Origin of the sequence: Kitasatospora cathayae, from assembly GCF_027627435.1 — a bacterium.
Taxonomy (GTDB): domain Bacteria; phylum Actinomycetota; class Actinomycetes; order Streptomycetales; family Streptomycetaceae; genus Kitasatospora; species Kitasatospora cathayae.
On record NZ_CP115450.1, the window covers coordinates 7,884,861 to 7,911,218 of the forward strand.

Genomic DNA, 26,358 nt, shown 5'->3' on the forward strand with positions numbered 1-26,358 from the left:
GGCCCTAACCGAGCCGGCCGCGCACCCCGCCCGGCCCCGAGCGGGCCCGGCGGGACAGTGGTGGGCGGGACGGGCGGACGTCGCCGCGACCGGCGGCGACCGGCTCGGCGGCCTCGGCGGCGCGCCGGGCCAGGGCGGCCCGGGCGGCGGCCAGGGCGAGCCGGGCGAGCAGCGGGTCCTCCCGCAGGCCCGCCGTGAGCTTGGACGTCTGGCAGGGGGAGCACCAGACCGGCGAGGCCGGCCCGTCCGGGTACACCATGCCCTCCGGTGGCAGGTAGTGCCCACCGCACTCGACGCATTCGAAGACCAGTCTCATCCGACGATCACCGTCCCGGATCCGTGGCACCGACCGCAGGGTGACCAGAAGGTGTGAACCCTGGGCACCATGCTCCCTTCCTCGTCCAGTTCGACCGTTGCCTCGGTCTTCTGGGTCCCCCCGGACCCGCCGCAGCCGGAGCAGGACTGAACCTCGGGCATATGCCGTCCTTCCGTAGCGGAGCACCACCGTAGCGCGATTCTCCGTCGGGAAGCACCGCCCGCAGCCATCCACCACCCGTTCGGGTAGCGCGAACTCCCGTCGCGCGCCCCGGAGAAGGGCTCCGGTTAACGGCGAGACGGCGTCGGCCCCTCGCCTGAGCACCAGAGCGAGGGGCCGACCGATCAGGGGGAGTCTCAGCCGCGGGCGGCCCGCAGGAACTCCCGGTTCATCGCCGCGATGCTGGGCAGCGGGATGCCCTTGGGGCAGGCGGTGGCGCACTCACCGGTGTTGGTGCAGCCGCCGAAGCCCTCGGCGTCCATCGCCGAGACCATGTTCCGCACCCGGGCGGCGCGTTCGGGCGCGCCCTGCGGCAGCACGTTGAGGTGCACCACCTTGGCGGAGGTGAACAGCATCGCCGAGCCGTTCGGGCAGGCGGCCACGCAGGCGCCGCAGCCGATGCACTCGGCGTGCTCGAAGGCGGTGTCCGCGGCCTCCTTGGGGACGGGCGTGGCGTGCGCCTCGGGGGCGCTGCCGGTGGGGGCGGTGATGTAGCCGCCGGAGCCGATGATCCGGTCGAAGGCGGAGCGGTCCACCACCAGGTCCTTGACCACCGGGAAGGCCGCCGCCCGCCACGGTTCGACGTCGATGGTGTCGCCGTCCTGGAAGTGCCGCATGTGCAGCTGGCAGGTGGTGGTGCGTTCGGGGCCGTGCGCCTGGCCGTTGATGACCATGCCGCAGGCGCCGCAGATGCCCTCGCGGCAGTCGTGGTCGAAGGCGACCGGCTGGTCGCCACGGGTGATCAGCTCCTCGTTGAGGGTGTCGAGCATCTCCAGGAAGGACATGTCCGGGCTGATGCCGCTGACCTGGTAGGTGGTCATCGAGCCGGGTGCGTCCGGGCCCGACTGGCGCCAGATGCGCAGGGTGAGGTTCACGCGTAGCTCCGCTGGGTGGGGTGGACGTGCTCGAAGTCGAGGTCCTCGCGGTGGAGGACGGGTGCCTCGCCGGTGGCGGTGAACTCCCAGGCGGCGGCGTAGGAGAACTCCTCGTCGCGCCGGGCGGCCTCGCCGTCGGGGGTCTGGCTCTCGGTGCGGAAGTGGCCGCCGCAGGACTCGGCGCGGTGCAGCGCGTCCAGGCACATCAGTTCGGCCAGTTCGAAGTAGTCGACCAGTCGGTTGGCCTTCTCCAGCGACTGGTTGAGCTCCCGGCCGGTGCCGGGCACCTTGATCCGGCGCCAGAACTCCTCGCGCAGCCGGGGGATCCGCTCCAGCGCGCGCTTGAGCCCGGCCTCGTCGCGGGCCATTCCGCACTCGTCCCAGAGGAGTTCGCCGAGCTCGCGGTGGAAGGAGTCCGGGGTGCGGTCGCCGTCGACGGAGAGGATCAGGTTGAGCCGGTCCGCGACCTCGGCCTCGACCTCGGTGAGCACCGGGTGGTCGGCGGGCACCGCGGCGACCGGGTTGCGGGCCAGGTAGTCGTTGATGGTGGGCGGCAGCACGAAGTAGCCGTCGGCGAGGCCCTGCATCAGCGCGCTGGCGCCGAGCCGGTTGGCGCCGTGGTCGGAGAAGTTGGCCTCGCCGATGGCGAACAGGCCCGGGATGCTGGTCTGCAGGTCGTAGTCGACCCAGAGCCCGCCCATCGTGTAGTGGATCGCCGGGTAGATCCGCATCGGCACCTGGTACGGGTCCTCGGCGGTGATCCGCTCGTACATCTCGAAGAGGTTGCCGTACTTGGCCTCGACGGCGTCGCGGCCCATCCGGCGGATCGCGTCGGCGAAGTCCAGGTACACGCCCTGCCCGCCGGGGCCGACGCCGCGGCCCTCGTCGCAGACGTTCTTGGCGGCCCGGGAGGCGATGTCGCGGGGCACCAGGTTGCCGAAGGAGGGGTAGATCCGCTCCAGGTAGTAGTCCCGCTCCTCCTCCGGGATCCGCGCGGGCGGGCGGGTGTCGCCCTGGGCCTTGGGCACCCAGATCCGGCCGTCGTTGCGCAGCGACTCGCTCATCAGGGTGAGCTTGGACTGGTGGTCGCCGGAGCGCGGGATGCAGGTGGGGTGGATCTGGGTGAAGCACGGGTTGGCGAAGTAGGCGCCGCGCCGGTGGGCCCGCCAGATCGCGGTGGCGTTGGAGTTCTTGGCGTTGGTGGACAGGTAGAACACGTTGCCGTAGCCGCCGGTGGCGAGGACGACGGCGTCCGCGGTGTACGAGCTGATCTCGCCGGTGACCAGGTCGCGGGCGACGATGCCGCGGGCCCGGCCGTCGACCACCAGCAGGTCGAGCATCTCGGTGCGCGGGTGGATCTCCACGTTCCCGGCGGCGATCTGCCGGGAGAGCGCCTGGTAGGCACCGAGCAGCAGCTGCTGCCCGGTCTGGCCGCGGGCGTAGAAGGTGCGGGAGACCTGCACGCCGCCGAAGGAGCGGGTGTCCAGCAGGCCGCCGTACTCGCGGGCGAAGGGCACGCCCTGGGCCACGCACTGGTCGATGATCTCCACCGACACCTGGGCGAGCCGGTGCACGTTGGACTCGCGGGCCCGGAAGTCGCCGCCCTTGACGGTGTCGTAGAACAGCCGGCGGATCGAGTCGCCGTCGTTGCGGTAGTTCTTGGCCGCGTTGATGCCGCCCTGGGCGGCGATCGAGTGAGCGCGTCGCGGGGAGTCCTGGAAGCAGAACTGGACCACGTGGTAGCCCTGTTCGGCGAGGGTGGCGCCGGCCGCGCCGCCGGCCAGGCCGGTGCCGACCACGATCACGGTGTGCTTGCGCCGGTTCGCCGGGTTGACCAGCTTGGCCTCGAACCGCCGCTGGTCCCAGCGCTGTTCGATCGGCCCGGCGGGGGCCTTGGTGTCGGCGATCGGCTCGCCGACGGCGTAGTCCAGGTAGCTCATTTGACGACTCCGAACATCACGGCCAGGGGGACGGACAGGAAGCCGGCCGTCAGCAGCAGCGCCAGGCCGTTGGCGGTCAGCTTCAGCGCCCGGTCGCGGCGGGCGTTGTTGGCGCCGAGGGTCTGCGCGGCGCTCCAGAAGCCGTGCCGGATGTGGAAGCCGAGGGCCAGCATCGCGACGATGTAGATCACGTCGCTGTACCAGCGACCGAAGGTGCCCACGACGTTCTGGTAGACGTGGCCGTGCTCGGCGACCGGGTTCACGGTGAGCGTGGTGAGGTCGAGGATGTGCCAGACGATGAACAGGCCCAGGATCACCCCGCCCCAGCGCATGGTCCGGGTCGCGTAGCTGGCGCGGCGGCGCTGGTGCACGTACTTGCTCGGGCGGGCGGCGAGGTCGCGGCGGCTGAGCTGGTACGCGGACACCCCGTGCAGGACGACGGAGGCCAGCAGGGCGGTGCGGGCGATCCACAGGAACCACTCGTGGCCCAGGAACGGCTGGCCGATGGTGCGCAGCCAGGCCGCGTAGCCGTTGATGTCGTCGGGGCCGAAGAACACCTTGAGGTTCCCCAGCATGTGCGCGACCAGGTACAGCAGCATGACCAGGCCGGTGACGGCCATGACCGCCTTCTTGCCGACGGTCGACCGCCACAGGGTCGCCAGGGTGGACGGATGCCGGCCCGTCCGAGTCGCGGTTGTCATGGCAGCAACGGTAGGGAGGGCGGCAAGGGGGCGTCCAAGACATGCTGCGGCTGGTGACGATAGTCGGGTCCTATCGTTGCGGCGTAGCCTGGTCGCGTGCAGCTGCAGCAACTCCGCTACTTCCTGGCCGTCGCCGAGACCCGGCACTTCACCCGGGCGGCCGAGGCCGCGCATGTCGCCCAGCCCTCGCTCTCGCAGCAGATCCGGGCGCTGGAGCGGGAGTTGGGGGCCGAACTGTTCCACCGCACCCGGGGCAACATCACCCTCACCGACGCCGGGGACGCCCTGCTGCCGCTGGCCCGGCGCATCCTCGCGGACACCGAGAGCGCCCGCCTCGCCGTCCAGGAGACGGTGCAGCTGCGCCGCGGCCGGGTCCGGCTGGGTGCGCCGCCGAGCCTGTGCACCAGCCTGGTGCCGGACGTGCTGCGGGTGTTCCGGGACCGCTACCCGGGCGTCGCGCTGGGGGTGCGCGAGGGCGGCTCGCGGGACCTGGTGCGCTGGCTGGCGGCGGGCGAGCTGGACCTCGCGCTGATCATCACCCCGCCCAGCGGGGAGGCTGCGCCCGCCCTGGCCGTCACCGAACTGCTGCACGAGGAGCTGGTGCTGGTCTCGGCCGCGGGGCGTGCCCGGCGCACCGTGCGGGTGGCCGAACTCAAGGAACGGCCACTGGTGATGTTCCGGGAGGGCTACGACCTGCGCGAGGCGACCCTGGCGGCCTGCCGGGCGGCCGGGTTCGAGCCGGAGTTCGCGGTGGAGGGTGGCGAGATGGACGCGGTGCTGGGCTTCGTGCGGGCCGGGCTCGGACCGGCCGTGCTGCCCGGCATGGTGGCGGCACGCTCGGGGCTCGCGGTGACGGCCTTCGCCGGCCCGGGCCTAGCACGCACCATCGCCGTGGCGCACGCCCACGACGTGCCGCTGACCCGCGCGGCGGAGGCCCTGCGTACGACCCTGCTGGCGCACCTGCGCGACGCCGCCCGCAGCGGCGAACTCCCACCGGGCACCAAGCTGTTGCTGCCGTGACCCCCGTCCCGAACCTGCGCGTGGCGCGGGAGGAGGTGTGGGTTCGACGCGCGTGGGGTTCGACGTAGCGCGGCAGCACCGATCTCAGCCGTACAGCCCCGGATCGCGGAGGACCCCCCGGCGTGGTCCGGGCCCTGCGTCAACGCCCGCAGGACTTCGAAGCCTCCACCAGCACGCCAGACGAGGGTGCCCGCAGCGTGCGGGCCGGGCATCACAAGCGATCAGCGAGTCGCAGTGCGCGCAACGCGGAATCCTACGTCGTCGACTCGGAAGGTCGGGTGGCTGCGACGTCGGACGGAGGCCCTGCAGCTCCAGTGCTCGTCGAACCAGCCACCGCCGCGCAGTACCCGGTAGGTTCCGTATACCTCGGCGTCGTAGATGTCCCAGCACCACTCCCACACGTTGCCGAGCGTGTCGTGAAAGCCCCACGGATTGTGCCGCTTACGGCACACCTCATGGATGCGCTCGGTCGAGTTGCCTCGGTACCAAGCGATCTCGTCGAGGGGGCCGTACCGCGGTCCCGTGGTACCGGCGCGGCAGGCGTACTCCCACTCGGCTTCTGTCGGCAGTCTGTACCCATCGGCGGATGCGTCCCACTCGATTTCCTCACCGCCGGCCTGGAAGTGGTAGACGGGGGAGAACCCGTCGCGCTGGGACAGCGCGTTGCAGAATCGGACGGCATCCCACCAGGAAACGCTATCGACGGGTAACCGGTCCCCGTAGGCCGCGATCGGATGCTGGTCGGCGATCCGGGCGTAAAGCGCCTGGGTGATCGGATACGCCGCGAGCTGGTAAGGCGCAAGCTCAACCGTCCAGCTGCGCTGCGTGCGCCGGTCTGACAAGACGATCTGTCCGGCGGGAATGTCGATCATCTTGGGCTCTGCACTCGTATCCATACTTCGAGGACGTTACCGGAATCTCCTGGACCGGATACGGCAGGCTGCGACCCGATGTGATCCACTTCTCTCGATTGGCCTGCCTGCCTTGCCCGTTGCCACCGCCCGTCCGATCACCTTGCACGCTGCCGAGCGCAAGCGGCTGAAACTGATGGCCTACGGCCACAAGACCGAGTACCGGCTGCGGATGCGCGCGCAGATCGTCCTGCAGGCCGCACGCGGACACGCCAACGCGCGCATCGCCCGGGAGACCGGCCTGCACCTGGACACGGTCCGGTGCTGGCGCGGCAGCGCCCGCACTTGGCAAGGCGTCCCGCTCGGCGAGGACGAGTACGTGATCAGCGCGGACGAGAAGACCTCCATCCAGGCCCGCTGCCGCTGCCACCCCACCCTCGAGCCTTCGAAGACCGCTACAACGCCACGGCACAGCCGTTCCAGTGGAGGTTCACCACCTCCGACCTGGACGATCTGCTGGCCAGGCTCGATCAGCACACCACCGACCACCAGGAAGAATCCTCGCTCCGCCTCGCCGCATGATCAACCCCCGAAGGACTTCCGGAGCCGACCGCTAAGCTGCTGCACCGTGCGCGGTTCACGGCGGCGGGCGTGTCGGTCCGCGCTGCCGGGGCAGGAACGGGGGGGCGGATGCGCGAGGATCAGCGGCGGGCGGAGGCTACCCGGCAGCAGGCGCTGCTTGAGCGGTGGGTTGCCCCGCGCCGGACACGGGCGGCGGGGAAGGCGCTCGATGCGTACCGCGCGAGTGGGCAACGGCTGACCGCTGCCCGCCGGGCCGGAGACCTGTCGGCTGCACAGGAGTCACTCGCCCAGCAGCTGGCCGCACAGCAGGAGTTGGGCGAGCTGATCGGTGCGAGGGAGGCGGGTTGGCTGCTGGACGCCGCCGACCGTCCGGCGGAGCTGGTGACCGTCTTCGTCGACGAGACCACCGTGCGCGCGCAGCACGTGCAGCGTGCCGGGTTGGGGACTCTGCAGGCGTACGGCGCGGTCGCGCTGCCGGGCGAGCTGCTGCCGGTCTTCGCTGCCCGCGCGGCCGGGATCCAGGCCGAGTTCGGGATCGGTGGCGAGGAGTTGAAGTGGTCGCCGGACCGGAAGCGGCAGCCGGCGCAGTTCGCACTCGGCGCCCGCGGGCGCGAGCCGGTGCAGCGGGCTCTGCTGGCAGTGGCCGCCGAGTGCGGGGCTTGGACGGCGACCGTGGTGTGGGACCAGGAGCGCGATCCGAGTCCGGATGCCCACCGAGAGAAGTGGATGCTGAAGCTGCTCTACGAGCGGATCAGCATGGGTCTGTCCGATCGGGACGGTCTCGGCACAGTGGTCTTCGACCAGAAGCACTCCCTGCGCGGGCACGACGCTGACTGGCTCGCTGCCACCCGGAAGCTGACGGACCATGGAACCGAGTACACCAGCGCCTCCCGGATCGTGAACCGCTTCGTCATGGGCCCGTCCGACCATCTGCCCGGCCTCCAGCTCGCCGACCTGGTCGTCGGCGCCACCACGGCCCTGGTCGCCGGCCAGAAGAGCGGGCTGGCGCTGCGGGAACCGCTGCTGGAGCTGATCCACCGCCGCGAGGACGGGGATCTGTCCGGCGCCGGACTGAAGTTGTGGCCCAACTCGTTGGAGAACCTGTATTCCTGGATCCAGCACGGCCGGCCTGCCGAGCCGAAGGGTGAGCTGTACGAGCTGCTGCGGTCGTTCGGCGACGACTCCCTGGACTCGCTCCGGGACCATCGGCCGTTCGCCCGGGATGACGGCCTGACCGAACGTCATTGATTCTCCGTCGTGTTGGAGGCAGCATGCACTCATGGCTGACGAACGCTGTGATCACGGGCTGATAGTCGGGCAGTGCGGTCACTGCAAGCCGGTTCCCCCGGGTCTGACCGCATCCGTCTGGACCACCCGGGGCGGCTCGGTGTTCCACCGATCGGTGGCGTGCGACGCGCTCGCCGACGGACAGGCCCGCGCCGCCCGCACGGGCAGGGACGTGCACCAGCCGACCCGCGTCGCACTGGCCGACGCCATGGCACAGGGGCGCGGTGCCTGCATCCCCTGCTTCCCTGGCTACCGCCCGACCAGCACCACCAAGCCCTGCCTCGTCCGGGTGGGCACGCAATGGCTGGGCGGCCTGCTCACCGAGTGGCGGCGCGGTGCCGACGGGCGGTGGAGCGGGGTGGTCTCGTACGTCGCCGACGGCGAGCAGGTGACTGTCGTCAAGGACCAGGAGGATCTGCGCCCGGCGTCCTGAGGCCTCCCGTGCCGACTCCCGGCCGCCATCCTTGATCATCTTCGTGGTCGGCGTGCGGGTCGACCCGGCCGACCGCGGTCAGCCCGGCCAGTCGGCCGGTCAGGAAACTCACATACACGGTGCGGTCGGGGCCAGCGTTTGCCCAGCTGGGCGGAGGCGGAGGATACGAGATTCGAACTCGTGAGGGGTTGCCCCCAACACGCTTTCCAAGCGTGCGCGAGCGCGAAGGCCCGGGGCTGGCCCCGGGCCTTCGGCGTGCGTGCGCTCAGGCCGGCAGCACGGCCTCGATCGCGGCGATCAGCTCCGCCGACTCCGGCTCGACGCGCGGACGCAGACGCGCGGCGACGGTGCCGTCCGGGGAGATCAGGAACTTCTCGAAGTTCCAGCTGACGTCCCCGGCCTGGCCCTCGGCGTCGGCGACCTGGGTCAGCTGCTGGTACAGCGGGTGCCGGTCGTCACCGTTGACGTCGATCTTCTCGAACAGCGGGAAGGTCACGCCGTAGGTGGTCGAGCAGAAGCTCCGGATCTCCTCGGCGCTGCCCGGCTCCTGCCCGGCGAACTGGTTGCACGGGAAGCCCAGCACGGTGAACCCGCGCGCGGCGTACCGCTTCTGGAGGTTCTCCAGACCGGTGTACTGCGGGGTCAGGCCGCACTTGGACGCGACGTTGACGATCAGCAGCGCCTCGCCCTTGTGGTCGCCCAGCGAGGTGGCCTCGCCGGACAGGGTGCGCAGCGGGATGTCGTACAGGCTCACGGTGGTGGTCCTTTCGGCAGGTCGGCGGGGGATGTCGCCCGGGCACACGGTAGCGGGCCCCGGACGGCTCAACCGTGGCGGCACCGCCGGTGTTCCGTCCGGGCCCGCCGGTGTTCCGCAGGTGCGGGGGCGTACGGAGCGGCTCGTCCGCCCCCGCACCGGCAGGCTCGCGGCGTCGACCGGTCAGAGGGCCAGCGGCTTGATCGCGGTCGGCGCGTGCTCGGGCAGGGTGGCCAGCTCCTCGAACTCGTTGACCTTGTCGATGTCGGCGGCGGCCATCGAGATGTTGGTGACCCGCTCCAGGATCGCCTCGACCACGACCGGGACGCGGAACTCGGCGGCCAGCTTCTTGGCCTCCTCGAAGGCCGGCAGCAGGCCCTCGGGCTCGGTGACCCGGATCGCCTTGCAGCCCAGGCCCTCGGCGACCTTGACGTGGTCCACGCCGTAGACGCCCAGTTCCGGCGCGTTGATGTTCTCGAACTCCAGCTTGACCTGGAAGTCGATGTCGAAGTTGCGCTGCGCCTGGCGGATCAGGCCCAGGTAGGAGTTGTTCACCAGCACGTGGACGTACGGGATCCGGTGCTGGGCGCCGACCGCCAGCTCCTCGATCATGAACTGGAAGTCGTAGTCGCCGGAGAGGGCGACGATCCGGCCCTCCGGGTCGGCGGTGGCGACGCCCAGCGCGGCCGGGATGGTCCAGCCCAGCGGGCCGGCCTGGCCGCAGTTGATCCAGTGCCGCGGCTTGTAGACGTGCAGCATCTGCGCGCCGGCGATCTGGGACAGACCGATGGTGGTGACGTACCGGGTCTCCGGTCCGAAGGCCCGGTTCATCTCCTCGTAGACGCGCTGCGGCTTGAGCGGCACGTTGTCGAAGTGGGTGCGGCGCTGCAGCTGGGCCTTGCGCTCCTGGGTGGAGGCGGCCCACGCGCTGCGGTCCTTGAGCGTGCCGGCGAACTTGAGCTCCTTGGCGACCTGGACGAACAGTTCCAGGGCGGCCTTGGCGTCGGAGGCGATGCCGAGCTCGGGGGCGAAGATCTTGCCGATCTGGGTGGGCTCGACGTCGACGTGGACGAACTTGCGGCCCGCGGTGTAGACGTCCAGGCCGCCGGTGTGGCGGTTGGCCCAGCGGTTGCCGATGCCGAGGACGAAGTCGGAGGCGAGGAAGTTCTCGTTGCCGTAGCGGTGCGAGGTCTGCAGGCCGACCATACCGGCGTTCAGCTCGTGGTCGTCCGGGACGATGCCCCAGCCCATCAGGGTCGGGACCACCGGGACGCCGGTCAGCTCGGCGAACTCCAGCAGCAGTTCGGAGGCGTCGGCGTTGATGACGCCGCCGCCGGCCACGATCAGCGGGCGCTCGGACTCCTGGAGCAACGCGATGGCCTTCTCGATCTGGATCCGGTTGGCGGTCGGCTTGTAGACCGGCAGCGGCTGGTAGGCCTCCGGGTCGAAGTCGATCTCGGTCAGCTGGACGTCGATCGGCAGGTCGATCAGGACCGGGCCGGGGCGGCCGGAGCGCATCAGGTGGAAGGCCTGCTGGAACACGCCGGGGACCTGCGCGGCCTCCAGGACGGTGGTGGCGGCCTTGGTGACCGGCTTGGCGATCGAGGCGATGTCGACGGCCTGGAAGTCCTCCTTGTGGAGGCGGGCGACCGGGGCCTGGCCGGTGATGCACAGGATCGGGACGGAGTCGGCGATCGCCGAGTACAGGCCGGTGATCATGTCGGTGCCGGCCGGGCCGGAGGTGCCGATGCACACGCCGATGTTGCCGGCCTTGGCGCGGGTGTAGCCCTCGGCCATGTGGGAGGCGCCCTCGACGTGCCGGGCCAGGGTGTGCCTGATCCCGCCGGAGGCCTTGAGGGCGGCGTAGAAGGGGTTGATCGCGGCGCCCGGCACGCCGAAGGCGACGTCGACGCCTTCGAGCTTGAGGATCTCCACGGCCGCGCGGGCGGCTGTCATACGAGGCATCGGGTCTCTCCTGCGTCGGCCCGCAGTGGCTCGGAGGGCTCATCTCCTGAATTCCACCATACGGAAGAGCGGTTTCTGTATGTGGAAACACGGTAGGGTCGGGTCCGGCGGGGAGTCAAGGGGGACTTCAACAGAATGTGTAACGCCGGATCGCGACCTCCCGGACGGCCGTGGTTCGTACACCAGAACCGCGTTCGCGCCGGTGTACCCGGGGAAGCGGAGCCTCCGGCCCGGAAAGCGCACCCGCCGTGCAGTGCCGGTGAAGGGACGGTGCCCGAGGTCGGCCCGCCCCGCGGAGCTGGGTACCGTCGGTGCCACGCCGGGCCCGTGGCGTCCGACCGGGGCCGCGGCAGGGGGATCCCGGGCGCGCCGGAACGGGGGGACACCGTCGGCGGGCCCGTCCAGGACCGGCGCCCGGTCCGCCGCAGCCTCCGGTCGTGAGACGCACCTCCCGACCGCGCCGACCCGAGACCCGCCGCCTGCCGCCCGTCGCCCGTCGCCCGTCGCCCGTCGCCCGACACCCGTCGTCCGTTCGGACCCGGTGCCGTACCGCTGTCGCCTGCCGCGGTCAGCCCTCACCGCCGTCGTCCCACGCCCCATCCCGCCTCCCGCCTCCCGCCCCGCAACGGCGCGCCCGCAGCGGCGGGCGCGCGGAAGGAACGCCGCCATGCGCCGCACCCCTGCCCGACCCCCGGCGGTGACCGGGTGAACCGTCCGCCCCGCCGCCAGGGCCCGCCGGGCCGCCCCCGCAAGAACGCCCCGCCGGGCCGCCGCCGACCCCCGCTCGCCACGCTGCGCGCCGTCCCCTGGCGGCACGACCTGCCCGCCTCGCTGGTGGTGCTCCTGGTCGCGCTCCCGCTCTGCGTCGGGGTCGCCGTCGCCTCCGGCGTCCCGGCCGAACTCGGGCTGGTCACCGGCATCGTCGGCGGCCTGGTCGTCGGCCTGCTGCCCGGCAGCAGCCTCCAGGTCAGCGGGCCCGCCGCCGGACTGACCGTGCTGGTCGCCGAGGCCGTCCAGCGCTTCGGCATCGGCGCGCTCGGCCCGCTGGTGCTCGGCACCGGCCTGCTCCAGCTGGCGATGGGAGCGCTACGGCTCGGCCGCTGGTTCCGCGCGATGTCCGCCTCGGTGGTGCACGGCATGCTGGCCGGCATCGGACTGACCCTGGTGTCCGGCCAGCTGTACGCGCTCGCCGACCGCCGCGCCCCCGGCACCGGCCCGCAGAAGCTCGCCGGACTGCCCGCCCTGCTGACCGACGCGGCCACCGCCGCCGCCAACCCGAGCGCCGTCGCCCTCGGCCTGGGCACCCTGCTGGTGCTCGTCGGCTGGAAGCACCTACCGGCCCGGGCGGCCCGCAGCGTTCCCGCGCCGCTCGCCGTCGTCGGCCTCGCCGCCGCCGTCACCGCCGCGGCCGACCTGCCGGTCGCCCGGGTCCGGGTCGCCGGTCTGCTCGACGTCGTCCAGCTGCCCGAGCCCGCCACGCTCGGCGCCCTGGTCGGCACCGCCGGGCTCGGCACGGTCGTCGCCTTCACCCTGATCGCCTCCGCCGAGACGCTGTTCAGCGCCGCCGCCGTGGACCGGATGCACCACGGCCCGCGCACCGACTACGACCGCGAACTCACCGCCCAGGGCCTCGGCAACACCGTCTGCGGACTTCTCGGCGCCCTGCCGATGACCGCCGTGATCGTGCGCAGCGCCGCCAACGTCCAGGCGGGCGCCCGCACCAAGGCCGCGCGCTTCCTGCACGGGCTGTGGCTGCTGCTGTTCACCGCCCTGCTGCCCGGCGCGCTCGGCTTGGTCCCGCTCACCGCGCTGGCCGCGGTCCTGGTGCACGCCGGAGCCAAGCTGGTGCCGGTGCGCCGGATCGCCGCGCTGTGTCGCGGGCACCGCGGCGAGGCGTTGGTGCTGGGAGCGACAGCGGTCGCGATCGTCGCCACCGACCTGTTCGAGGGGGTGCTGATCGGCGTCGGCCTGGCCGTGGTCAAGTCCGCCTGGCAGACCTCCCACCTGCAGATCGCCGTGGAGGAGCTGGTGCTGACGAGTGGTCGGCCATTGCGCCGGGTACGGCTCAGCGGCAATGCCACCTTCCTGCGGCTGCCCCGGCTGCTGGACACCCTGGAACGGCTGCCCGGCGACCGGCCGGTGGAACTGGACTGGTCCGGGCTGCGCCACCTGGACCACGCCTGCACCCTGGCCCTCACCTCCTGGGCCGACCAGCACCGGGCTCGCGCCAGCGCCCCGCTGGCGGTGGAACCACCGCTGCCGACGGTCGTCTGAGGGTGGGTCGGGAGCCCCGATGCGGCGCTCAGGGCCGGCGGACCTGTGCCGGCAGCGAGAGCGAGGGCAGGTCCGCCGGCCTGCCGTCGTCATCCGTGGAGGTGCCGCCGGGGTAGCGGATGCACTCGGAGGACGCGCCGACGGCGAGCCGGTCGGTCGAGTCCGTGTAGCTGATGCCGATGGCGTAGGAGGCGGAACCGGGGGCGGTGTCCGGCGGGTTCAGCTGCAGCCGGAAGCCGTCGAACTCCTGGTAGGAGCCGACCGTCCAGCCCTGTTCGGTCAGGGCCTGGCGGGCCCGCTGGACTCCCTCCGCCGCCTGCTGGTGGGTGACTCCGCGGAGGGTGAAGCGCGCGGCGATCACGGCGGTGCGGGGTTCGAGGGGAGGACTGTCCGACAGGTCGCCTCCGAAGTGTGCCAGCCCGCGCCGGCGGCAGTTGCTCGGGCGGGCCTCGATGCCGGTGCCGACGTCCGGCTCCAGCACCGGCGCCTGCGGCAGGGCGAGGGCGTCGTAGGCGGTCACCGCCCGGTCGTTCAGGTGCCGGGCGGTGGCGGCCGGATCCGCCACCGGGAACGGATCCCCCTCCCAGGCCCGGCCGAGCCCCACCGCACCGAGCAGCACGGCGGCCGAGAGCACCGCGGCGGTGGACAGGACGGCCGCCTTGCGGCGCGGGGTGATCTGCTGCGAACTCTCCATGGCCCGCATCGTGCCGGGGGCCGTCGGGCCGCCGCATGAGTACGGGTACTCAACGGGCTGCGGGCCGATCCTCAGTGCAGGGCCTAGCCTGGCCGCGACCGGTGTCGTCGGGAGACAAGGAGCGCAGAACCGTGATCGCAGCATTTTCGGTGACCCCGTTGGGGATCGGCGAGGACGTGGGGGAGGCGGTGGCCGCGGCCGTCCGGGTGGTCCGGGCCAGCGGGCTGCCGAACCGCACGGACGCGATGTTCACCAGCATCGAGGGGGAGTGGGACGAGGTCATACCGGTGATCAAGGCGGCGATCGAGGCGGTGAAGGCGCACAGCAACCGGGTGAGTACGGTCATCAAGATCGATGACCGGGCCGGGGTCACCGACGGCCTCACCGCCAAGGTCGCCTCGGTCGAGCGGCACCTCGCGGACGGTTAGGGCCTCGGGGTCGGCGTGGGCCGCGCGGCGGCCGGTTCGGCCGGCCCACCAGCCCGGCCTCGCCGGCGGCGGGCTGCACCGTCGGCGCGGACCTGGTGCTGGACGGCGGCGTCACCGCCTGAGTCCGCCCGAAGCAGCCTCAACGGTCGTTCAGTGAACGGCCGTTGAGGCAACTCGCGATTACAGTGCGTCCAGCGCCTGTTCGGTGCGTGCCCGCGCGAACGCATAGTCGTCCGCCGCCACCAGCAGGACCAACCCCTCCGGCCCCGCGAACCAGCGGCAGCCGCGACCGAGCGCGGGCAACTCCACCAACCCGTCCGGAAGTTCCTCATCGGGCTCGAAGAAGAGGCTCAGCCCGTCGTCCTCCATCAGCTTCTCGCTCATCGCCATCACCGCCGCCGCCGTCGAGAAGCGCTCCTCCCAGGGCTCCCAGCGCTCCTGTGACTTGTCCGCGAGGTCCAGCCGTTCCACCGTCGGCGGGTCCTCCTGCGCCAGGTCGTCCAGCAGTACGCCCCAGCGCGCGCAGGCCTGGTTCTCCACCCGGTACACCAGCGCGCCGTCCAGCACGTAGAGCTCGTCCGGCGTCAGCAGCACGTCCTGGCAGCTGGTGAGGTCGGCCCGGCGCCCGAACAGCCGGTACGCCTCGCGCAGCGCCACCGGCAGCCGCAGCCCGAGCCGCTGCTCGGCCGCGTCCAGTTCGGCGTCGGTGAAACCGTCGTCCGGCGTCAGCGGCTCGCCCCAGTGCGCGGCGAAGCCCCGGACCAGGGCCCAGGCGCCCTCGCGGCCGCGCAGGGTTTCGGCCATCGCGGCCGGCATGTCGAAATCCGTGTCGTTCACCCGCGCACGGTACGACACCCCGCTGACATCGCCCCGGGTCCGAACCCTCGTCAGCGCACGACCGGCCGAATCTGACGCGAACGCGTAATCCCGAGGACACCGGTTGATCACCACGGGGTTTCCGCGCCGTCGTTCGGGCAAGACACGGTTTCGGCCGGAACCGACACACGAAAGGCGGACGCGCGACAGATGCCGACCGCACCGCACACCGCACGCCGGAACCGCTGGGGCGAGCACGGGCTCGCCTGGGCCTTCCTGCTGCCCTCCCTGGTGGTCTTCGCCCTGTTCATCGGCTATCCGTTGGGACGGACGATCTACCTGAGCGGGCACGCCAACGACCTCTTCGGCGCGCCCTCCCGCTACGTCGGGCTGAAGCACTACACCGACCTGCTGTCCTCGGCCGACTTCGGCCGGACGCTGGTCACCACGGGGCTGTTCACCCTGCTCACCGTGGTGCCCGGGGTGCTCGGCGCGCTGGTGCTGGTGCTGCTGCTGGAGAACCGGATCCGGGGCGTGCGGCTGCTGCGCTCGGCCTTCGCGCTGCCCTTCGCCTTCTCGGTGGCCAGTGCCTCGGTGGTCTTCGCGGTGTTCTTCAACCCCGCCAGCGGGGTGCTCAACGGCCTGCTGTCGCACGTCGGCCTCGGCCCGATCGGCTGGCTCACCGACTCCCGGTACGCGCTGGTCTCGGTGGCACTGACCACGGTCTGGATGAACCTCGGCTACAACGTGCTGGTGCTCTCGGCGGGCATCGGCTCGATCCCCGGCGAGATCGTCGAGGCGGCCCGCATCGACGGCGCCTCCGGCCTGCGGCTGGCCCGCTCGATCACCGTCCCGATGCTCGGCCCGAACCTGTTCTTCCTGACCGTGGTCTCCACCGTCCAGGCACTGCAGAGTTTCGGCCAGATCCACATCCTCACCAAGGGCGGGCCGGACGGCTCCACCCGGACCCTCGTCTACTCCGTCTACGAGAAGGCGTTCGCCTACAACTCCAGCGACTTCGGCACGGCGAGCGCCCAGGCCGTGGTGCTGCTGGTGGTCGTCCTCGCCTGTACGGGCGTCCAGTTCGGCGTCCTGGAGCGGAAGGTGCACTACGCATGAGCGTTCTCGCCACCGAAGTCGAGACGAAGAAGGCCGACGCGCCCCGCCCGCGCCCCCGGACCCTCGCCGGGCGCTCCCCGCGCGACCTGCTGGGCCGCGCCGTCGTCCACCTGCTGCTGGCCGTGGCCCTGGTCACCGTGGCCTTCCCGGTGTACTACGCGATCGCCGGTGCCTTCATGGGCCCCGCCGAACTCTCCTCCTACCCACCGGCGTTGGTGCCGCACTCGGTCACCGGGCGGAACTTCTCCGGCGCCGTGGACACCATCCCGCTGTTCCGGCAGTACGCCAACTCGGCGATCACCGCCACCGCGATCACCCTCGCCCAGCTGTTCACCTCGATCCTGGCCGCGTACGCCTTCGTCTTCCTGCCGCTGAAGGCGCGGGCGGTGGTGTTCGGGGTGTTCCTGGCCACGCTGATGGTCCCGTGGGAGGCCATCATCATCCCCAACTACCTGACGCTGTCGGACTGGGGCTTCGGCAACACCTACTTCGGCCTGGTCCTGCCGTTCCTCGCCTCCGGCTTCGGCACCTTCATGCTGCGCCAGGCCTTCCGGCAGCTGCCCGGCGAACTGCGCGACGCGGCCCGGATCGACGGCGCCGGCCACTGGCGCTTCCTGTGGCGGATCGTCGTCCCGCTGAACAAGCCGGCGCTGGCCGCGCTGTCGATCTACGTGTTCCTGTCCGCCTGGAACCAGTACTTCTGGCCGCTCATCATCACGCGCACGGCCGACATGCAGACCCTCCAGATCGGCCTCACCTCGCTGCGCGACTCCGAGATGGCCGACCCCGGCCTGATCCTGGCCGGAGTCGTGCTCTCCCTGTTGCCCACCCTCGCCCTGGTGGTCTTCGGTCAGCGCTTCATCGTCCGCGGCCTCACCGCGGGCGCCGTCCGCTGACCCACCCCGCTGACCCGTTCACGCCCGCCTCCCCTCCTCGGAAGAAAGAGAACCTCGTGAAGAAGAGTGCACGCGCGCTCGCGGCCCTGCTGGTGGCCGGCCTCTCCCTGACCGCCTGCGGCTCCGGCGACTCCGGCTCCGGCTCGGGCGGCTCCGCCGACGCGGGCGCCCCCGGGGCCCAGGCGCTCGACCAGGCCTCCGGCGTGACCACCGTCGAGTTCTGGCACTCGATGACCGGCAAGAACGCCGACGTGCTGAACGGGCTGGTCAGCCAGTTCAACGCCGCCCACCAGGGCAAGATCGAGGTCAAGGCGCAGTTCCAGGGCAAGTACGACGAGCTGGTCACCAAGTACAAGGCCGCGGTGCAGCAGAAGGGCACCCCCGCCCTGGTGCAGGTCTACGACATCGGCACCCGGTTCATGATCGACTCCAGGCAGACCGTCCCCGTCCAGGCCTTCGCCGACAAGGACGGCTACTCGCTGGACGACCTCGACCCCAACATCCGCAACTACTACTCGGCCGGCGGCAAGCTGGTCTCGATGCCGTTCAACTCCTCGATGCCGCTGCTCTACCTGAACACCGACGCCTTCAAGGAGGCCGGCCTCGACCCGGCGCAGCCGCCCAGGGACCTCAACGAGCTGGCCGACCTGGCCAAGAAGCTCACCAAGAAGGACGCCGACGGCAAGACCGTCCGCTACGGCTTCGGCGCGGCGATCTACGGCTGGTTCGTCGAGGAGCTGATCGCCGAGTCCGGCACCATGTACTGCGACAACGACAACGGCCGTGGCAACAAGGCGGGCAAGGCCGTGTTCGACTCCGCGCAGGGCGCGCAGATCGTCCAGTGGTGGGCGGACCTGGTCAAGGGCGGCTACGCGGCCAACACCGGCCGGGTCACCGACGACGCCCAGGGCGCCTTCAAGTCCGGCACGGTCGCGATGCACCTGGAGTCCACCGGTGTGCTGCGCGGCTACACCGAGGCCGCCAAGTTCACCGTCGGCACTGCGGCCTTCCCCAAGGTCACCGCCGCCGACCAGGGCGGCCCGGTGATCGGCGGCGCCTCGCTGTGGATCAGCGGCCCCGGCCACTCGGACGCCGAGAAGCGCGCCGCCTGGGAGTTCGAGAAGTTCCTGACCGGCCCCGCGCAGCAGGCCGCCTGGCACACCGGCACCGGATACTTCCCGGTGAACCGGAAGGCCCTGGACGACCCCGAGGACAAGGAGTGGGTGGCCAAGTACCCGCAGTTCCAGACCGCCATCGACCAGCTGAAGGCCACCAAGCCCACCCCGGCCACCGCCGGCTGCCTGCTCGGCGTGATGCCGCAGGCCCGCAAGGGCGTGGAGACCGCCATCGAGCAGACCATCGCCGGTGGCAAGACCGCCCAGCAGGCGCTCGCCGACGCGGCCAAGGAGCTCCAGCCCGCGATCGAGAGCTACAACAGCTCGGTCGGCTGACGCCCCGCTCCCCGCACGACGGACGGCCCGCCCGGCGCACCACGCGCCCGGCGGGCCGTCGCCGTCGCGCCGGGAGTGCCGGGAGCGCCGTCAGGCCGAGAGCGCCTCGCCGTCCTCCGGCAGCGCGCACGCGCCCGCCAGCTCGTCCAGCGACAGCCCGAGCGCGTAGGCCAGCGCCGCGATGGTGAAGAACGACGGCGTCGGCGCCCGGCCCGTCTCGATCTTCCGCAGCGTCTCCGCCGAGACACCGGCCACCGCCGCCACCTCGACCATGCTGCGCTCACCACGCGCCTCACGCAGCAGCGCCCCGAAGCGCTCCCCACGCTCGCGCTCCCACGGGGTCAGCGGAGTCCTCACCATGCCGTCGAGTCTAGGCCCTGCCCGTCCTCTCGAGGTTAGCTCCCTCGACCGTGATACAAATACCGGTATAAGAATTGGATTCAGGGGAGTGATTCACCATGGTCGAACTCAAGTCGGACGCCGCCCTCGCCGCGATGCGCGAAGCCGGGCGGGTGGTCGCCAACGCGCTGGCGGCCGTACAGCGGGAGGCCGCGGTGGGCGTCAGCCTGCTGGACCTGGACGAGGTGGCGCGGGGCGTCCTCGCCGCCGCCGGGGCGAGCTCGCCGTTCCTCGGCTACCGCCCGTCCTTCGCGCCCGTGCCCTTCCCCGCCGTCATCTGCGCCTCCGTCAACGACGCCGTCGTGCACGGCATCCCGACCGGCTACCGGCTGCGCGACGGCGACCTGGTGAGCATCGACTGCGGCGCCGTCCTGGACGGCTGGTGCGGCGACTCCGCCGTCAGCTTCACCGTCGGCGCCGCCCGCCCCGAGGACGACGAGCTGATCGCCGCCACCCGGCGCGCCCTGGAGGCCGGGATCGCCGCCGCCGTGGTCGGCAACCGGATCGGCGACATCGCCCACGCCATCGGCAAGGCCGCCCGGGCCCGGCGGTACGGGCTGCTCGACGGCTACGGCGGGCACGGCATCGGCCGCCGGATGCACGAGGACCCGCACGTGCCCAACGAGGGCCGCCCGGGCCGGGGTTACCCGCTGCGCCCGGGCCTGGTGCTGGCCATCGAGCCGATGCTGACGGCCGGCGGCCGCGACGACTACGACACCGACCCCGACGGCTGGACCCTGCGCACCACCGACGGCACCCGCGCCGCCCACGTCGAGCACACCGTCGCCATCACCGAGGACGGCCCGCGGATCCTCACCCTGCCGTAGGTGACGGACGCCACGCGGTGCCCCTCCGTCCGGCCGGAGTACCGTCCGGTGCCCGCCAGGGCCTGCCCTACGCGTGCCGGTGCCGCCCGACGGGGGCCGGCGCCGGGCGGGGGTGGTCGGCGGCGGCGATCAGGGCGGCCAGCCCGGTGGTCACCGGCACCGCGGCGACCAGCCCGATGCTGCCGACCAGGGTGCGGGCGATCTCCTCCGCGACCAGTTCGCTGGTGGCCACCGACACCACGGTCCGGTGCGCGACGGAGAACAGCAGGAGCAGCGGCAGCGCCGCGCCCGCGTACGCGAGGACCAGGGTGTTGACGGTCGAGGCGATGTGGTCGCGGCCGATCCGCATGCCCGTCCGGTACAGCCGGCCGGCGCCCATCGTCGGGTCGGCCTCGTGCAGTTCCCAGATCGCCGAGGTCTGGGTGACCGTCACGTCGAACAGCACGCCGAGCGAGCCGATCACGAACCCGGCCAGCAGCAGGCCGCGGATCTCGATGCCGGGGTAGAGGTCGTGGATGAGTCCGGTCTCCTCCGAGGTGTTCCCGGTCAGGTGCGCCCAGGCGGAGAAGACCAGGCTCAGCACCCCGATCAGCACCAGGGACACCAGTGTTCCGAGCACCGCCACCGAGGTGCGGGCGGACAGCCCGTGGCACAGGTAGAGGGCGATCAGCATGATCGCGCTGGCGCCGACGATCGCCACCAGCAGCGGGTCCGAACCGCGCAGGATGGCGGGGAGGATGAACAGCGACAGCACGGCGAAGCTGATCGCCAGCGCGATCAGCGCGGCCACCCCGCGCCAGCGCCCGATCACCACCACGACGACCGCGAACAGCCCGGCCAGCACGCCCATCGGCAGGTTCCGGTCCACGTCCACCACGCTGTACTGGAGGTCCGCGGGGGCGTCCGGCGCGTACGCCAGGACGACCCGCTCGCCGACCCCGTACTGCCGGGGTTCGTCGGGGTGGACGACCACGGTGAAGACACGGCCGCGGTCCGGGCCGTCGGTCACCTCGACGGTGTCCTGCCGACAGGTCCCCTGGTCGGCGGGGTTGACATCGGCGCAGGGCAGTTCCCGGACCGTCGTGACCCGACCGTGCCGGATCTGCTGGTCGAAGCCGACCCCGGTGTGCTGGTGGGCGGGGACGCCGTCCGGCCAGAGCACCACCAGGCCGACCACGACGGCCACCGCGAACGGGATCAGCACGGCCGCGATCACCCTGCGCAGATGCGCGGAGACCGGCGCGGCCGGCCCGTGGGCATGCGAGTGCCCCACCGGCGCGGAGTGCGCCTCGTGACCATCGCCGTGCTCCGGCCCGTTCCCGTTCCCGTCGTCCGGTGTCCCTGCGTCCACCTCACGCCTCCTCAGCTCTCCCGTGCGGCACCCGAAATCATCGACGCCCGGTGCTCCGTCACCCCGCAGGGCACGCGCCGTCGGCGTGCCGCGAGCGGGGCGCAGGGTGCACCCCGGGCCGGGGGATTACCCCACCCGTCATCGTGCGGCTGCCCGCATGGGCCCAAGTCCAGCGCCGCAGCAGACTCTTGGGCATGTCAAAGCTCACCGGTACCACCCTCGCCGCGCTGGCCGTCACCGTGCTCAGCGCCCTGCCCGCTGCCGCCGCCCCGGAGCACCACGGCGACGACGGCCTCAACTGGTCCGCCTGCCAGGGCCAGGTTGACCCCCGTCAGCAGTGCGCCTCCGTCACCGTCCCCCTGGACTACAACGACCCGGACGGGCAACAGATCACGCTCGCGATCTCCCGCATCCCCGCCGCCGAGTCCGGCCTGCGCCACGGCGTCCTGCTGACCGTTCCCGGTGGGCCGGGCGGCTCCGGGCTCAACCTCCCCAGCAGTGCGGCCAAGCGCCTCCCGCCGTCCGTCCGGGACCGGTTCGACCTGGTCGGCTTCGACCCGCGCGGCGCCGGCCGTTCCACGCCGGTCAGTTGCGGTCTGGACCACGCCGACCTGGCCATGGTCAACCTGCGCCCCTGGCCCGCCGCCGACGGCTCGATCGACGGGAACATCGCGACCGAACGGCGGATCGCCGAAACCTGTGCCCGCAACGGCGGCCCGGTGCTGCGCAGCATCTCCAGCGCCAACGAGGCCCGCGACATCGACCGCATCCGCCAGGCCCTGGGCGAGCGCCGACTCTCCGCCTGGGCCACCTCGTACGGCACCTACCCGGGCGCCGTCTACGCCACCATGTTCCCCCGGCACACCGACCGGATCGTGCTGGACAGCAACGACGACCCGGACCCGTCCCGGGTCGGCCGGGGCTGGTTGGCCGCTTTCGACCAGGGCGCCGAGGACCGTTTCCCCGACTTCGCCAAGTGGGCCTCGGCGCCGGACAATCCGGACCGGGTCGCGGACACCCCCGAGCAGGTGCGCCCGCTCTTCCTCGACCTCGCCGCCCGCCTGGACCACTCGCCGCTGCCCTGGCCGGGCGCCAACCCGGCCGAGCTGAACGGCAACGTACTGCGCGAGACCATGCTGGAGAGCCTGTACGCGGACGCCAGGTTCCCCGATCTGGCCCGCCTGATGCTGGCCGGCCTCGGCCGCCGCCCGTTGCCCGCTCCGGTCCTGCCGCCCGAGCAGGCGCTGCAGAACACCACCGCCGTCTCCGTCGCCACCCTCTGCAACGACGTCAGCTGGCCCTCGGACCCGACCGGTTACGCCGAGGACGTCGCCGCCGACCGCGCCGCCCATCCGCTCACCGCCGGCTTGCCGGTGAACGTGATGCCCTGCGCCTTCTGGCCGTTCAAGCCCGCCGAGCCGCCGGTGCGGGTGACCGACCGCGGCCCGGCGAACGTCCTGCTGGCTCAGAACCTGCGCGATCCGGCCACCCCGTACCGGGGCGCGCTCAAGCTCCGCGCCGCCTTCGGCGACCGCGCCCGGATGGTCACCTTCGACTCCGGCGGCCACGACGCCTACCTGGCGAACGGGAACGCCTGCGGCGACGCGGCGGTGACGGACTTCCTGGTGACGGGCCGTCGTCCGGCCGAGGACGTGTTCTGCCCGGCCGACTGACGTCCAGCTGGTCACACGGGGGAGACAACGGGCTGTAGGCGAACGGCCCTTGTCCCTTCGTGGACCTCCATTCGATCCCCGCACATGAGTCGAACCTGTCGCGATTTTGTGACAATAGTTCGCCAACCTGCCCCCCATCGTGGGGATTCGCGGCCGTAATGTTCGAACTATGTCACCGAAGAGCCGCCGTGCCGGCATACCTGCCCCGGACCCGGGCGACACCTGGGTGCCACGCCCCCGGCGCCGCGAGACCCCGCTCGGAATCCTGCGCCATGCGGCCACCTTCCTCGGCTCCAGCGTGCTCGGCGGCGTCCTGCTGGCGGGCCTGATCCTCCCGGCTGCCGGCGCGGTCGGCCTCGGGGCGAAGAACGGCGCCGAAGGCTTCGAGAGCATCCCCGACGACTTCAAGACCCCGCCGCTCACCCAGGCCACCCAGATCTACGACGCCAAGGGCGGCCTGATCGCCAAGGTCTACGAGCGCGACCGCACCGTGCTGACCGCCGAACAGATGTCACCGCTGATCCGCAAGGCCCAGGTGGACATCGAGGACGCGCGCTTCTACGAACACGGCGCGGTGGACCTCAAGGGCATCCTGCGGGCGATCACCAAGAACGCCGAGAGCGGCACCGCCGTGCAGGGTGCCTCCACCCTCACCCAGCAGTACGTGAAGAACGTCAACGTCGAGATGGCCGGCGATGATCCGGTGGCGGTGCGCGAGGCCCAGCGCAAGACCCTCGGCCGCAAGATCCAGGAACTCCGGTACGCCATCAAGCTGGAGGAGGACCTCCCGAAGGAGCAGATCCTCACCAACTACCTGAACATCACCTTCTACGGCCACCAGGCGTACGGCATCCAGGCAGCCTCCCAGCGCTACTTCAGCAAGGACGCCAAGGACCTCACCCTCCCCGAGGCGGCGATGCTCGCCGGGCTGGTGCAGAACCCGTCCCAGTACGACCCGAAGCTGCACCCGGTGGCCGCGCAGAAGCGCCGGGACACCGTCATCGACAAGATGCTGGAGAACAAGCACATCACCGCCGAGCAGGCCAAGGCGGCCAAGGCCGCCCCGCTCGGCCTCGACTACCGCGACCCGCAGAACGGTTGCATCACCGCCCAGGCCGGCATGGGGTTCTTCTGCGACTACGTGCGGCACGTCGTCAAGCAGGACCCGACGTTCGGCAAGACCGCCGCCGAGCGCAAGAAGCTCTGGGACACCGGCGGGCTGAACATCTACACCACCCTCGACCCGGACAAGCAGGCCGCCGCGCAGAACGCCGTCTCCACCAAGGTGTACGTCACCGACCCGGTCTCGGCGGCGATGACGATGGTCGAGCCGGGCACCGGCAAGATCCTCGCGATGGCCCAGACCCGCCCGTACGGCCTGGCGAAGGAGAAGAACCAGACCGTCGTCAACCTCAACGTGGACGCGGCGATGGGCGGCGGCATCGGCTTCCAGCCCGGCTCCAACTTCAAGCCGATCGTGGCCGCCGCCGCCCTGGAGGCCGGTCTGCCGCCCACCCAGCAGTACGACTCGCCGAACCGGATGGACTGGCCGACGATGAAGACCTGCGACGGCACCTGGAAGAACCTCAACAAGGGCAAGAAGGAGGGGGTCATCCCCAACGAGAGCCCGCGGGAGAAGGGCCCGTACGACCTCAAGGAGGCGATGGCCCTCTCCGTCAACACCTACTTCGTGCAGATGGAGCAGGAGATCGGGCTCTGCGCCGTCAAGCAGATGGCCGACAAGCTGGGCGTGACCGGCAAGGCCAGCGGCGACCCGCTCCAGGAGGTGCCGGCCCTCGGCCTCGGCACCCAGGAGGTCAGCCCGCTGACCATGGCCGACGTCTACGCGACCTTCGCCGCCCGGGGCAACTACTGCGCACCGCTGGCGATCAACCGGATCACCACGGTGGACGGCAAGGACGTCCCGGTGACCCCGGTCCGCTGCAACCAGGTGATGTCCCAGGACACCGCCGACGTGATCAACAGCGTGCTGCTCGGAGTGACCGAGAAGGGCGGCACCGCCCGCGACCTGCGACTGGACGACGACCGCCAGATCGCCGGCAAGACCGGCACCTCGGACGAGAAGAAGTCCGCCTGGTTCACCGGCTACACCGGCAACCTGGTCGGCTCGGTGTGGCTGGGCAGCCCGGGCACCAAGGTGCCGATGCGCAACATCCGGATCGGCGGCGAGTACCAGCCCGAGGTGTTCGGGGCGACCGGCCCGGGGCCGATCTGGCAGAAGGCGATGAGCGACGCCGTCCGCACCATGCCGGACAAGGAGTTCACCACCGTCTACATCCCGGACCCGGTCAGGCACGACCAGGGCTGCGGTACCCCCGGCAGCCCGCCCGGCACGGCCACCTGCACCGGATCGCCCACCCCGGGCAGCACCGGCAGGCCGCGCGCCACCAACCCGTCCACCGGCGGCCCGACCGGCCGCTACGCCCCGACCACCCCGCCGGACCGCTCGGACCCCTCGGACCCCTCGGACCCCTCGGGCCAGTGAGGGCCTGCACGGCCGCCGGCCCCGCATGAGTACCCGTACTCATGCGGGGCCGCGCCCCGTCGGCGGACGATGGACGCCATGCCGCACAGCTTCCCCGGCGTCCCCGCCGTCCGCTGGCCCTCGACCGGCTACCTGGCGGTCTGCCTGCTGCTCATCCCGGCCGCCGCCCGCGAACTGCGGGCCGGCGTCGCGGCCGCCCACTCCGTCCGGCAGTGGCGGGCGGTGTTGCTGACCATGCCGACCTTCCTGCTCACGACGATCGTCAACCCCTTCCCGGACGGCACCCCGGCCCGCTTCCTCTCCGCCACCGTCCTCGGCGCGGCCGGCAACGCGGCCCTGCTGGCGCTGGCCGCCCACGCCCTCGGCCTGGGGTAGCCGCCGTCCGTGGCCGCCGTGTTGGTAGCACCCGCTACACCTCGCTACGCTCACGCCCATGAAGCAGCTGACCGCGCGCCCGGAGACCGTCGCGCACGAGGCCCCGAATCCCACGCAGGCCCGGCGGCCGAAGTCCGCAGCGGAGCCCGGCCCGTACCCCGCCGGCACGGCGGACGCGGCGTGATCCTCCGGATCGACCGGGCCTGGCTGCTCGACATCGCCCACCAGTTCGTGCCCGGCGACCCGGACGTCATCGACTACGGCACCCTCGCCGCCGCCGTCGCCCGGCATGCCGACGAGGTCATGGACGTCCCCGTCTACGAGGCCGTGAACCAGCGCGCGGCCGCCCTGATGCACCAGCTGATCCGCGTCCCGGCACTCGAGTCCGCCAACGAACACTTCGCCGCCGTGGTCGCCGCCTCCTACCTCACCGCCTCCGGCGTCATCGTCACCGCCGGCCCCGAACAGGCCGTCGAACTCGCCGCCCGCATCCGCGCGGGCACCGCCGACGTCCGCGAGGCCGCAGCCGTCATCCGCACCTGGTACCGCTGACGCCCGCCCGCGACCGCCGAACGGGCACGCCGGGCACCGCGCGCCGGGGGCGTG

25 protein-coding genes are annotated in these 26,358 nt (G+C 71.8%); 14 read left to right on the plus strand and 11 right to left on the minus strand.

Annotated elements, in window-relative coordinates; translation table 11 throughout:
* Positions 1-4: 4 nt before the first annotated feature.
* The 4 genes from O1G21_RS35185 to O1G21_RS35200 all read right to left on the minus strand — a co-directional run bounded on the left by O1G21_RS35185 (position 5) and on the right by O1G21_RS35200 (position 4,051).
* Complete coding sequence (locus O1G21_RS35185; protein WP_270149482.1) at positions 5-316, minus strand: hypothetical protein; 312 nt, start codon at positions 314-316, stop codon at positions 5-7.
* Positions 317-672: 356 nt separating this feature from the next.
* Positions 673-1,410 carry a succinate dehydrogenase/fumarate reductase iron-sulfur subunit gene (locus tag O1G21_RS35190; RefSeq protein WP_270149484.1) on the minus strand — a complete coding sequence of 246 codons (738 nt, stop codon included), beginning with the start codon at positions 1,408-1,410 and terminating at the stop codon, positions 673-675.
* Positions 1,407-3,350, minus strand: coding sequence for a fumarate reductase/succinate dehydrogenase flavoprotein subunit (locus O1G21_RS35195; protein WP_270149485.1), 1,944 nt, complete (start codon positions 3,348-3,350; stop codon positions 1,407-1,409). Before O1G21_RS35195 ends, O1G21_RS35190 begins: the two co-directional genes overlap by 4 nt.
* A complete protein-coding gene (locus O1G21_RS35200; protein ID WP_270149487.1) occupies positions 3,347-4,051 on the minus strand; it encodes a succinate dehydrogenase cytochrome b subunit in 705 nt (234 codons plus the stop codon). Before O1G21_RS35200 ends, O1G21_RS35195 begins: the two co-directional genes overlap by 4 nt.
* 96 nt (positions 4,052-4,147) lie before the next feature.
* On the opposite strand from O1G21_RS35200, the gene O1G21_RS35205 reads away from it, so the two are divergent.
* Complete coding sequence (locus O1G21_RS35205) at positions 4,148-5,071, plus strand: LysR family transcriptional regulator (RefSeq protein ID WP_270149488.1); 924 nt, start codon at positions 4,148-4,150, stop codon at positions 5,069-5,071.
* 221 nt (positions 5,072-5,292) lie between these two features.
* Here the strand turns inward: O1G21_RS35205 and O1G21_RS35210 are convergent, their stop codons facing one another.
* Positions 5,293-5,967 carry a formylglycine-generating enzyme family protein gene (locus O1G21_RS35210; RefSeq protein WP_270149489.1) on the minus strand — a complete coding sequence of 225 codons (675 nt, stop codon included), beginning with the start codon at positions 5,965-5,967 and terminating at the stop codon, positions 5,293-5,295.
* 645 nt (positions 5,968-6,612) lie between these two features.
* On the opposite strand from O1G21_RS35210, the gene O1G21_RS35215 reads away from it, so the two are divergent.
* Positions 6,613-7,752, plus strand: coding sequence for a DUF3800 domain-containing protein (locus O1G21_RS35215; RefSeq protein ID WP_270149490.1), 1,140 nt, complete (start codon positions 6,613-6,615; stop codon positions 7,750-7,752).
* A 31-nt stretch (positions 7,753-7,783) separates the two neighbouring features.
* Positions 7,784-8,224 (plus strand): hypothetical protein, encoded by a 441-nt coding sequence (locus O1G21_RS35220; RefSeq protein WP_270149491.1) that lies wholly within the window; start codon positions 7,784-7,786, stop codon positions 8,222-8,224.
* Between the two features lie 265 nt (positions 8,225-8,489).
* On the opposite strand, the gene O1G21_RS35225 is transcribed toward O1G21_RS35220, so the two are convergent.
* Together O1G21_RS35225 and gcl are read right to left on the minus strand one after the other, a co-directional pair.
* A complete protein-coding gene (locus tag O1G21_RS35225; RefSeq protein ID WP_270149493.1) occupies positions 8,490-8,978 on the minus strand; it encodes a glutathione peroxidase in 489 nt (162 codons plus the stop codon).
* Between the two features lie 183 nt (positions 8,979-9,161).
* Positions 9,162-10,943 (minus strand): glyoxylate carboligase, encoded by a 1,782-nt coding sequence (gene gcl / locus O1G21_RS35230; RefSeq protein WP_270149495.1) that lies wholly within the window; start codon positions 10,941-10,943, stop codon positions 9,162-9,164.
* A 792-nt stretch (positions 10,944-11,735) separates the two neighbouring features.
* Here gcl and O1G21_RS35235 point away from each other — a divergent pair.
* Positions 11,736-13,217: a SulP family inorganic anion transporter gene (locus O1G21_RS35235; RefSeq protein WP_270151425.1), complete on the plus strand. Its 1,482-nt coding sequence runs from the start codon at positions 11,736-11,738 to the stop codon at positions 13,215-13,217.
* Between the two features lie 28 nt (positions 13,218-13,245).
* On the opposite strand, the gene O1G21_RS35240 is transcribed toward O1G21_RS35235, so the two are convergent.
* Positions 13,246-13,911: a hypothetical protein gene (locus tag O1G21_RS35240; RefSeq protein ID WP_270149496.1), complete on the minus strand. Its 666-nt coding sequence runs from the start codon at positions 13,909-13,911 to the stop codon at positions 13,246-13,248.
* Between the two features lie 131 nt (positions 13,912-14,042).
* Between O1G21_RS35240 and O1G21_RS35245 the strand changes: the two genes are divergently transcribed.
* Positions 14,043-14,339, plus strand: coding sequence for an MTH1187 family thiamine-binding protein (locus tag O1G21_RS35245; protein ID WP_270149498.1), 297 nt, complete (start codon positions 14,043-14,045; stop codon positions 14,337-14,339).
* Between the two features lie 180 nt (positions 14,340-14,519).
* On the opposite strand, the gene O1G21_RS35250 is transcribed toward O1G21_RS35245, so the two are convergent.
* A complete protein-coding gene (locus O1G21_RS35250; protein WP_270149499.1) occupies positions 14,520-15,176 on the minus strand; it encodes an SMI1/KNR4 family protein in 657 nt (218 codons plus the stop codon).
* A 189-nt stretch (positions 15,177-15,365) separates the two neighbouring features.
* On the opposite strand from O1G21_RS35250, the gene O1G21_RS35255 reads away from it, so the two are divergent.
* From O1G21_RS35255 to O1G21_RS35265, 3 genes are read left to right on the plus strand one after another with little or no spacing between them, the layout of a single operon-like run.
* On the plus strand, positions 15,366-16,274 hold the full coding sequence (locus O1G21_RS35255) for a carbohydrate ABC transporter permease (protein WP_270149501.1): 909 nt from the start codon (positions 15,366-15,368) through the stop codon (positions 16,272-16,274).
* On the plus strand, positions 16,271-17,170 hold the full coding sequence (locus O1G21_RS35260) for a carbohydrate ABC transporter permease (RefSeq protein ID WP_270149502.1): 900 nt from the start codon (positions 16,271-16,273) through the stop codon (positions 17,168-17,170). The genes O1G21_RS35255 and O1G21_RS35260 overlap by 4 nt, the downstream gene beginning before the upstream one ends.
* Positions 17,171-17,226: 56 nt before the next feature.
* Positions 17,227-18,621: an ABC transporter substrate-binding protein gene (locus tag O1G21_RS35265; RefSeq protein WP_270149504.1), complete on the plus strand. Its 1,395-nt coding sequence runs from the start codon at positions 17,227-17,229 to the stop codon at positions 18,619-18,621.
* Positions 18,622-18,711: 90 nt separating this feature from the next.
* On the opposite strand, the gene O1G21_RS35270 is transcribed toward O1G21_RS35265, so the two are convergent.
* Positions 18,712-18,981 carry a helix-turn-helix domain-containing protein gene (locus tag O1G21_RS35270; RefSeq protein ID WP_270149505.1) on the minus strand — a complete coding sequence of 90 codons (270 nt, stop codon included), beginning with the start codon at positions 18,979-18,981 and terminating at the stop codon, positions 18,712-18,714.
* Between the two features lie 98 nt (positions 18,982-19,079).
* On the opposite strand from O1G21_RS35270, the gene map reads away from it, so the two are divergent.
* Positions 19,080-19,847: a type I methionyl aminopeptidase gene (map, locus tag O1G21_RS35275; RefSeq protein WP_270149507.1), complete on the plus strand. Its 768-nt coding sequence runs from the start codon at positions 19,080-19,082 to the stop codon at positions 19,845-19,847.
* Between the two features lie 67 nt (positions 19,848-19,914).
* Here the strand turns inward: map and O1G21_RS35280 are convergent, their stop codons facing one another.
* Entirely contained in the window at positions 19,915-21,198 is a 1,284-nt protein-coding gene (locus O1G21_RS35280; protein ID WP_405000756.1) for a YibE/F family protein, read from the minus strand.
* A gap of 194 nt (positions 21,199-21,392) precedes the next feature.
* Between O1G21_RS35280 and O1G21_RS35285 the strand changes: the two genes are divergently transcribed.
* The 5 genes from O1G21_RS35285 to O1G21_RS35305 all read left to right on the plus strand — a co-directional run bounded on the left by O1G21_RS35285 (position 21,393) and on the right by O1G21_RS35305 (position 26,304).
* Positions 21,393-22,871, plus strand: coding sequence for an alpha/beta hydrolase (locus O1G21_RS35285; protein ID WP_270149508.1), 1,479 nt, complete (start codon positions 21,393-21,395; stop codon positions 22,869-22,871).
* 169 nt (positions 22,872-23,040) lie between these two features.
* Positions 23,041-25,377, plus strand: coding sequence for a transglycosylase domain-containing protein (locus O1G21_RS35290; RefSeq protein ID WP_270149509.1), 2,337 nt, complete (start codon positions 23,041-23,043; stop codon positions 25,375-25,377).
* 78 nt (positions 25,378-25,455) lie between these two features.
* Entirely contained in the window at positions 25,456-25,752 is a 297-nt protein-coding gene (locus O1G21_RS35295; RefSeq protein WP_270149511.1) for an SCO4225 family membrane protein, read from the plus strand.
* A 58-nt stretch (positions 25,753-25,810) separates the two neighbouring features.
* The gene (locus O1G21_RS35300; RefSeq protein ID WP_270149513.1) at positions 25,811-25,936 is read left to right on the plus strand and encodes a hypothetical protein; all 126 of its coding nucleotides are present in this window, start codon (positions 25,811-25,813) and stop codon (positions 25,934-25,936) included.
* Positions 25,933-26,304, plus strand: a complete 372-nt coding sequence (locus O1G21_RS35305) for a fic family toxin-antitoxin system, toxin component (RefSeq protein WP_270149515.1) — start codon at positions 25,933-25,935, stop codon at positions 26,302-26,304. The genes O1G21_RS35300 and O1G21_RS35305 overlap by 4 nt, the downstream gene beginning before the upstream one ends.
* The last annotated feature ends 54 nt before the right edge of the window (positions 26,305-26,358 follow it).

Bases quoted from the DNA above. Each gene is read 5' to 3' on its own strand.
- gcl (WP_270149495.1), bottom strand. From the start codon at position 10,943: ATGCCTCGTATGACAGCCGCCCGCGCGGCCGTGGAGATCCTCAAGCTC.
- O1G21_RS35300 (WP_270149513.1), top strand. From the start codon at position 25,811: ATGAAGCAGCTGACCGCGCGCCCGGAGACCGTCGCGCACGAGGCCCCG.
- O1G21_RS35270 (WP_270149505.1), bottom strand. From the start codon at position 18,981: ATGGTGAGGACTCCGCTGACCCCGTGGGAGCGCGAGCGTGGGGAGCGC.
- O1G21_RS35215 (WP_270149490.1), top strand. From the start codon at position 6,613: ATGCGCGAGGATCAGCGGCGGGCGGAGGCTACCCGGCAGCAGGCGCTG.
- map (WP_270149507.1), top strand. From the start codon at position 19,080: ATGGTCGAACTCAAGTCGGACGCCGCCCTCGCCGCGATGCGCGAAGCC.
- O1G21_RS35200 (WP_270149487.1), bottom strand. From the start codon at position 4,051: ATGACAACCGCGACTCGGACGGGCCGGCATCCGTCCACCCTGGCGACC.
- O1G21_RS35185 (WP_270149482.1), bottom strand. From the start codon at position 316: ATGAGACTGGTCTTCGAATGCGTCGAGTGCGGTGGGCACTACCTGCCA.
- O1G21_RS35295 (WP_270149511.1), top strand. From the start codon at position 25,456: ATGCCGCACAGCTTCCCCGGCGTCCCCGCCGTCCGCTGGCCCTCGACC.
- O1G21_RS35260 (WP_270149502.1), top strand. From the start codon at position 16,271: ATGAGCGTTCTCGCCACCGAAGTCGAGACGAAGAAGGCCGACGCGCCC.
- O1G21_RS35290 (WP_270149509.1), top strand. From the start codon at position 23,041: ATGTCACCGAAGAGCCGCCGTGCCGGCATACCTGCCCCGGACCCGGGC.
- O1G21_RS35240 (WP_270149496.1), bottom strand. From the start codon at position 13,911: ATGGAGAGTTCGCAGCAGATCACCCCGCGCCGCAAGGCGGCCGTCCTG.
- O1G21_RS35210 (WP_270149489.1), bottom strand. From the start codon at position 5,967: ATGGATACGAGTGCAGAGCCCAAGATGATCGACATTCCCGCCGGACAG.
- O1G21_RS35285 (WP_270149508.1), top strand. From the start codon at position 21,393: ATGTCAAAGCTCACCGGTACCACCCTCGCCGCGCTGGCCGTCACCGTG.
- O1G21_RS35220 (WP_270149491.1), top strand. From the start codon at position 7,784: ATGGCTGACGAACGCTGTGATCACGGGCTGATAGTCGGGCAGTGCGGT.
- O1G21_RS35255 (WP_270149501.1), top strand. From the start codon at position 15,366: ATGCCGACCGCACCGCACACCGCACGCCGGAACCGCTGGGGCGAGCAC.
- O1G21_RS35195 (WP_270149485.1), bottom strand. From the start codon at position 3,350: ATGAGCTACCTGGACTACGCCGTCGGCGAGCCGATCGCCGACACCAAG.